The sequence below is a fragment of the Bradyrhizobium sp. P2_E8 genome (assembly GCF_056403875.1).
In genome coordinates, this window is record NZ_JBFUES010001143.1 from 1 (window position 1) to 2183 (window position 2183).

Annotated in this window: 3 protein-coding genes; all 3 read right to left on the reverse strand. The window is 67.1% G+C overall.

Going from position 1 to position 2183, the window contains the following annotated elements; genetic code table 11:
• Nucleotides 1–657: ABC transporter ATP-binding protein (locus AC1D00_RS37795; RefSeq protein ID WP_477014181.1), on the reverse strand; the 657-nt coding region annotated here is incomplete at its 3' end.
• Between the two features lie 7 nt (nt 658–664).
• Complete coding sequence (gene ssuC / locus AC1D00_RS37800) at nt 665–1471, reverse strand: aliphatic sulfonate ABC transporter permease SsuC (RefSeq protein WP_135179316.1); 807 nt, start codon at nt 1469–1471, stop codon at nt 665–667.
• On the reverse strand, nt 1468–2183 hold a 716-nt coding region (locus AC1D00_RS37805), incomplete at its 5' end, for an LLM class flavin-dependent oxidoreductase (RefSeq protein ID WP_477014182.1). The genes AC1D00_RS37805 and ssuC, both read right to left, overlap by 4 nt.

Below are 2183 nucleotides of genomic sequence, written 5' to 3' on the forward strand. Positions count from 1 at the left end.
CACCAGGATCGCGGTAAAGCCCTGGTCGCGCCAGACCCGCTCCAGCAGCCGCTGCATCGAGATGCGGGTCAGCGCGTCCAACGCGCCGAGCGGCTCGTCGAAGGCCAGCACGCGCGGACGAGAAACCAGCGCGCGGCCGAGCGCGACGCGCTGCTTCTGGCCGCCCGACAGCACCGAGGGCCACTGGTCGCGCTTGTCGGCGAGGCCAACCTCGGTCAGCGCCTTCTCGGCCCGCGCATGCGCATCGGCCGACGACCGATCGCGGCCGAGACCGACCTCGACATTGGCGAGAACGCGCGCCCAGGGCAGCAGCCGCGGCTCCTGGAACATCACGCGGATATCCTCGGGCTGGACGTCACTGCCAAAGCTGACGCTGCCGGCATCGATCTTGTCCAGGCCGGCGATCAGGCGCAGCAGCGTGCTCTTGCCGCAGCCGCTCTTTCCGACGATGGCGACGAACTGGCCGGCGGGGATGTGCAGGTCGATGCCGCGCAGCACCTCGTTGTCGCCGAACGATTTGCGCAGGCCACGGATGCTGAGCGGCAGGCCGCTGGCCTGCACCACCCGCTCCTCGCGCACCACGCGGGCGTGAGGCGCGAAATTGGCGCGGCTGGCGAGCTCGGTTTCGGGAAGGGAGGTCCGAAGGGCTGTCTGCATGTCACTCTCAACGTTTCTGGAAGGCGGGGTGCCAGGAGAGCGTCGCCCGCTCCAGCACGCGGGAGGCGCTGTCGGCGAGTTTGCCGAGCAGGGCGTAGATCAGGATCGAGAGCACGACGACGTCGATCAGCATGAACTCGCGCGCCTGCATCGCCATGTAGCCGAGGCCAGAGGATGCCGCGATCGTCTCGGCGACGATCAGGGTCAGCCACATGATGCCGAGCGCAAAGCGGATGCCGACGAAGATCGAGGGCAGCGCGCCCGGGAAGATCACCCGGCGGAACAATTCGCCGTCGCTCATGCCGTAGATGCGGCCCATCTCGATCAGCTGCGGATCGACGGTGCGGATGCCGTGCAGCGTGTTGAGGTAGATCGGGAAGAACACACCGAGCGCCACCAGGAACAGCTTTGCGCTCTCGTCGATGCCGAACCACAGGATGACCAGCGGGATCAGCGCCAGATGCGGCACGTTGCGCACCATCTGAAGCGTGGTGTCGGTGAGCTTGGCCGAGAGCTGCGACAGGCCGTTGGCAAGCCCGAAGGCGAAGCCGATGCTGCCGCCGATCAAAAAGCCGATCGAGGCGCGCCAGAACGAGACCCAGATGTTGCGCGCGAGCTCGCCGGAGAGCAGCAGCTTCCAGCCGGCGAGCGCAACGTCGCTCGGCGCCGGCAGCACGCGCGTCGGCACGAAGCCGGTGACGCAGGCGAGCTGCCAGATCGCGATGATGGCGAGCGGCACGATCCACTGGACCAGGCCGTCCGCGCGCGGCAGGCGGACCCTGCGTGGCAGAGAAATACTGTCGATGAGGCTCATGATTGCGATGCCAGTTTATGCGGACGGTAGTCGTTGCCGACGGTCTCGCCGAACGGACCGCTGTTGTGATGCAGCCGCGTCACGTTGCTGCCGTGGTCGAGCGAGAGCAGCGGGAACACCAGCTCGGCAAAGCGATAGGCTTCCTCCAGATGCGGATAGCCCGACATGATGAAGGTATCGATGCCGATATCCTGATACTCCTTGATGCGCGCCGCGACGGTCTGGGCATCGCCGACGAGCGCCGTGCCGGCGCCGCCGCGTACCAGGCCGACGCCGGCCCAGAGATTGGGAGCGATCTCGAGCTTGTCGCGCCTGCCACCGTGCAGCTGCGCCATGCGCTGCTGGCCGACCGAGTCCATGCGCGCAAAGTTCTTCTGCGCCGTGGCGATGGTGTCGTCGCTGACATGCTTGATCAGCTCACCCGCCGCCTGCCAGGCCGCCTCATTGGTCTCGCGGACGATGACGTGAAGGCGGATGCCGAAGGACAGCTTGCGCCCGCGCGCGGCGGCAACGTCCCTCACCTTCGCGATCTTCTCGGCGACCTGCGCCGGCGGCTCGCCCCAGGTGAGGTATTTGTCGACGGTGTCGACGGCGACATCGATGCCGGCATCCGACGAGCCGCCGAAATAGAGCGGCGGACGCGGCGACTGCACCGGGTGAAACAGCAGCTTGCCATCCTCGATACGGATGTGCTTGCCCTCGACATTGACGG